Raw genomic sequence first — 3806 nt, 5'->3', positions numbered from 1 at the left:
TAGCGAGATCGATCCCAAAATCCATCCAGGGATTTTCTCCCAGGTATTGATCCAGAATGTCTCGAAAGGTGAAGGCTGAGGGTTCATCTTTATTGGGAATTGTCAATTCGCCCTCCAACTCATTGAATACTACGTCTCTGATTCGGGTTTACGATCCTGTCAATCGCATAGACATGGTTTACGGATACGGGACTTTCGATTTCTCGGATCCCATGTTCCTGCCTAAGTTCATCCAACGAGACCTCATGTATTTTCTGGACGTGGATCAGTATCCACAGTTTAAATACGTGTATGAGTATTTTCAGCGCTCCTTTTACGAACAAGTATTTGATTTAGATTCCGCCCAGAATCAGCGAATCTTTGATTTTCTGGAAAACAATATGCGGCCGGAAAATCGATTTTACCTCTACGATTTCTTCTTTGATAATTTGCGACCCGAATCAGAGACGTAGTATTCAATGAGTTGGAGGGCGAATTGACAATTCCCATAAAGATGAACCCTCAGCCTTCACCTTTCGAGACATTCTGGATCAATACCTGGGAGAAAATCCTGGATGGATTTGGGATCGATCTCGCTATTGGAGCAGTTGTAGATGTGAAAGCTACTCCCTGGAACAGACTTTTCATCCGGATTACCTTTCCTCTGTATTGGCCAGTGCTCATTAAGGATGGAGGCCATTAATAGCCAGCAAACAAAACCTCTACGATGCGCCTTCTCCCATTACTGAGGGAAATCCTTTCACTGCTCCATTGACCCTGGGCATTCTTGCTTTATTGGCAGTTGATTTTTTACGTGGAAGAATCGAGCAGTGGAAAAGCAAAAATTTGTCGGAGATGGCATTTTCTTTAGCATACTGGGAATGGGCGGATTACTATATTGTTTCTCTGGTTTGTACAGACCATATTGCTACCAAGCAAAACTGGAATTTGCTCTGGTTTCTTCCAACCCATATCGTAGCAGGAATTCTTCTCTTCAGGAAATCACGTCCTGATTGGCTGAACAAGTATTTTCTGGCTAGCGGAAGTCTGGCAGTCCTGCTTCTTCTGGGCTGGTACATCATTCCGCAATCCTTTCACATTGCATTCATTCCAATCCTTTTGATCATTGCTTTGAGGAGTTGGGTATTGTACAATAAACTATAGGGAAGTGTTAGGGTGTTCTTGTGTTCTGGGATGCTCTATAAGACTCAACTCCAACACACCAATACTCAAACATGTTTCACTTCCACCCCTCCATCTGCTCCTTTGAAAGCTTGCAGTCCAGCCATTCATCTTCAATGGAGGCGCCAACTTTCTCGTAGAGCTTAATGGCAGGCGCATTCCAGTACAATACCTGCCACCGCATTTGATTGACCCCTTTTTCTTTTCCGTAGGCTACCAGGCGGTCGAGTAACATTTTGCCAATGCCTTTGCGGCGATGAGCTTCGTTGATGACCAGATCATCCAGGTAAAGCATACGTCCTTTCCAGGTGGAATAACCAAAGTAAAAAATCGAAACACCAACAATGCCGGCGCTTTCGTCCTCAGCCACAAAAACTCGAACCAGGGATTCTCTCCTCCAAAGGCATCTTCAGTATATATCTTTTCGGAAGTAATGACTTGTTCGGGGGCTTTTTCAAAAATGGCCAGTTCTTTGACCAGATTAAAGGCGGCGGGAATATCCTCCGGTCCTCCTTTTCGGATTTGTATCATAGGTATTATTTACTTTCGATCTGCAATTCATCTCCAATCCAACTAATGTACTCGGGGTTGGCCTCTTTTATTGGCAAAGAGACGACACAAGGGATGGAATAGGAATGAGCGCTTTTTACTTTTTCGATCAATTCGGGAACTTTGGAACTACTGATTTAGCAATCAATACAGTCTCTTGATCCTCTACCACTTTACCTTCCCACCGATAAACTGATGTCATCCCTTCCATAACATTTGCGCAGGCAATCAGGTTCTCAACTAACAAAAGTCTTCCGAGACTTAATGCTTCTGTTTTATCTTTGCAGGTAATGTAAATAAAACGGGCTTCCATTGGAGCAATATAAAGAATTTCCTATGTCAATCAGCAATAAGCTTCCCGATATGCGCCTGGATTATGGCAAAGACCAATTGGACGAATCCATGGTCGATCCCAATCCTTTTCAGCAGTTCGAAAAATGGTTTAAACAAGCCGATGAGGGCGAGGTAAAGGAAGCCAATGCCATGATCCTTGCAACCGTTTCCCAAGGTCGACCTTCTCAACGGGTAGTCTTGCTTAAAGGCTTTAGCGAAGAAGGTCTTTTCTTTATACCAATTATGAAAGTAGAAAAGGGAAAGAATTAGCCGAAAATCCTCTGGCTGCGGTCACTTTCTTTTGGGAGAGCATGGAACGGCAAATCCGGATTGAAGGTAAGGTAGAAAAGGCAAGTCCGGAGAATTCGGATCATTATTTTCAGCAGCGTGGAAGAGGGAGCCGAATCGGTGCATGGGCTTCCCCTCAAAGTCAAGTGATTGCAGATAGGTCCGTTTTGGAAGAAAGGGTTAAAGCATTTGAGGAAAAATTTGCGGAAGAAGAGACTTTTCCTCGACCTGAGTATTGGGGAGGATACAAACTGATTCGGACTATTTTGAGTTTTGGCAGGGAAAGGAAAAGTCGATTGCACGACCGCATCATCTACAAGCAGGAAGGCGACAACTGGAAGTTAGGGAGAATAGCTCCTTAGGTTTTCTTTCGCCTGAATACGCCTCCCAGGTACAAAAGGTAAATCAATTGCATAAAAACCATCAGGGCCCCACTCAAACCAAAGGCCACATTGTACCCATATCATCCAGATAGTGAGCTCCTAAAAGAAGGGCCACCAGGCGAACCAAAAAGAGCAGCACATTGAAGTAGAGAAAAATTTTAAGCTTTCTTTTAATATCGATGAGGTAGGACAAAGGAGAGGCAATAAAAACCATAAACATCCAGGGCATGATACAGCGTGCATATTCTCCGGCCAGCTGCCAGGGTTCTCCCAGCACAAAACTGAAAAGTTCCGGTCCCCATAGAATAATTACTCCCAAAAAAGGAATGGCTAACAAAAAGAGACGCAGAAAGGTGTCTTTTGTGAGTTGAGCCAGATCTTTCTCACTACTTTCCACTGCCCTACTCGCTTTTTCAAAATACACCCGTCCAATTGACATACTCACCAGGACTGCTGGTAGATTGAGCACTCGATCAGATTTGGTGAATTGGCCACTCACATTGGTATTAAATAGTCGAGGCAATAGGAAGAAGGGCAAATGTTTGCTGGCCGTGTTCATCAATGCGCTGACTACCGAATAGCGAGGAAAGTCAGCATACTGCCTCGCGATCTCTTTTAGTTTAGTAGCTTCTTCCTTCTTTGCGGGTTTAAAAATATGCTGCCGAAAGTATACAAAGGAGTAAATCAACATACCTGCCTGCCCGGCCAGAAATCCTACAAGCAAACCTTCGAAGCCTTCGTAAACAAAGGCCAGCCCCAGGCTTAACAAGGCCGTCAGGACCGATCGTATGAGCTTAGCAATGGATAGTGCCTTATAGGCCTTCACACGGTTTAATCGAAAGCCCAGGGCCTGTGCTATGCCTTCCATCCAGATGCTCAGGGGTAAGAGCAAATGCCAAAGGTCTTGTCATGCGACCCATACTCTTCTGCCTTTTGAGCCATCAAGCCTACATTAGGAACCGTTCCCATAGTCGTGGGATCAAAGGCTCCATTATCTCTACAGAAAGCGACTGTTTGCTGATACAAATCTGCATAGCTGCTATCTGGAATGATGGCTTTGGTATCCTGAGTATCTCCATTGCTGTCCCATAG

The 3806-nt window shown here is 44.5% G+C and carries 7 protein-coding genes and 1 pseudogene; 4 read left to right on the top strand and 4 right to left on the bottom strand.

From position 1 onward, the window contains the following. Positions 1 to 56: 56 nt before the first annotated feature. A complete protein-coding gene (locus D5R40_RS43155) occupies positions 57 to 452 on the top strand; it encodes a lipoprotein N-acyltransferase Lnb domain-containing protein (RefSeq protein WP_124155727.1) in 396 nt (131 codons plus the stop codon). Positions 453 to 750: 298 nt separating this feature from the next. Continuing rightward, the gene (locus tag D5R40_RS31015) at positions 751 to 1143 is read left to right on the top strand and encodes a hypothetical protein (protein WP_124155726.1); all 393 of its coding nucleotides are present in this window, start codon (positions 751 to 753) and stop codon (positions 1141 to 1143) included. Positions 1144 to 1219: 76 nt separating this feature from the next. Here D5R40_RS31015 and D5R40_RS31010 read toward each other — a convergent pair whose 3' ends face one another. Continuing rightward, positions 1220 to 1531: a GNAT family N-acetyltransferase gene (locus tag D5R40_RS31010; RefSeq protein ID WP_205127771.1), complete on the bottom strand. Its 312-nt coding sequence runs from the start codon at positions 1529 to 1531 to the stop codon at positions 1220 to 1222. 166 nt (positions 1532 to 1697) lie between these two features. Next, positions 1698 to 2023, bottom strand: a pseudogene (gene cutA / locus D5R40_RS43150) (divalent-cation tolerance protein CutA). Between the two features lie 23 nt (positions 2024 to 2046). Between cutA and D5R40_RS43600 the strand changes: the two are divergent. Further along, on the top strand, positions 2047 to 2313 hold the full coding sequence (locus D5R40_RS43600) for a pyridoxamine 5'-phosphate oxidase family protein (protein ID WP_240041691.1): 267 nt from the start codon (positions 2047 to 2049) through the stop codon (positions 2311 to 2313). An 11-nt stretch (positions 2314 to 2324) separates the two neighbouring features. Continuing rightward, the gene (locus D5R40_RS43595; RefSeq protein WP_240041692.1) at positions 2325 to 2693 is read left to right on the top strand and encodes a pyridoxine/pyridoxamine 5'-phosphate oxidase; all 369 of its coding nucleotides are present in this window, start codon (positions 2325 to 2327) and stop codon (positions 2691 to 2693) included. Between the two features lie 73 nt (positions 2694 to 2766). Here the strand turns inward: D5R40_RS43595 and D5R40_RS30995 are convergent, their stop codons facing one another. After that, positions 2767 to 3582: an oligosaccharide flippase family protein gene (locus D5R40_RS30995; RefSeq protein ID WP_124155725.1), complete on the bottom strand. Its 816-nt coding sequence runs from the start codon at positions 3580 to 3582 to the stop codon at positions 2767 to 2769. Between the two features lie 8 nt (positions 3583 to 3590). Then, positions 3591 to 3806 (bottom strand): NADP-dependent isocitrate dehydrogenase (locus tag D5R40_RS30990; RefSeq protein ID WP_205127768.1); only part of this gene is annotated, 216 nt, incomplete at its 5' end.

It is taken from the genome of Okeania hirsuta (assembly GCF_003838195.1).
GTDB lineage: Bacteria > Cyanobacteriota > Cyanobacteriia > Cyanobacteriales > Microcoleaceae > Okeania > Okeania hirsuta.
This window is presented reverse-complemented; position numbering and strand designations above follow the sequence as displayed.

Excerpts from the sequence above, each read along its gene's own strand:
- D5R40_RS30995 (WP_124155725.1), bottom strand. The coding sequence starts at position 3,582 with ATGGAAGGCATAGCACAGGCCCTGGGCTTTCGATTAAACCGTGTGAAG.
- D5R40_RS43600 (WP_240041691.1), top strand. The coding sequence starts at position 2,047 with ATGTCAATCAGCAATAAGCTTCCCGATATGCGCCTGGATTATGGCAAA.
- D5R40_RS43155 (WP_124155727.1), top strand. The coding sequence starts at position 57 with ATGTCTCGAAAGGTGAAGGCTGAGGGTTCATCTTTATTGGGAATTGTC.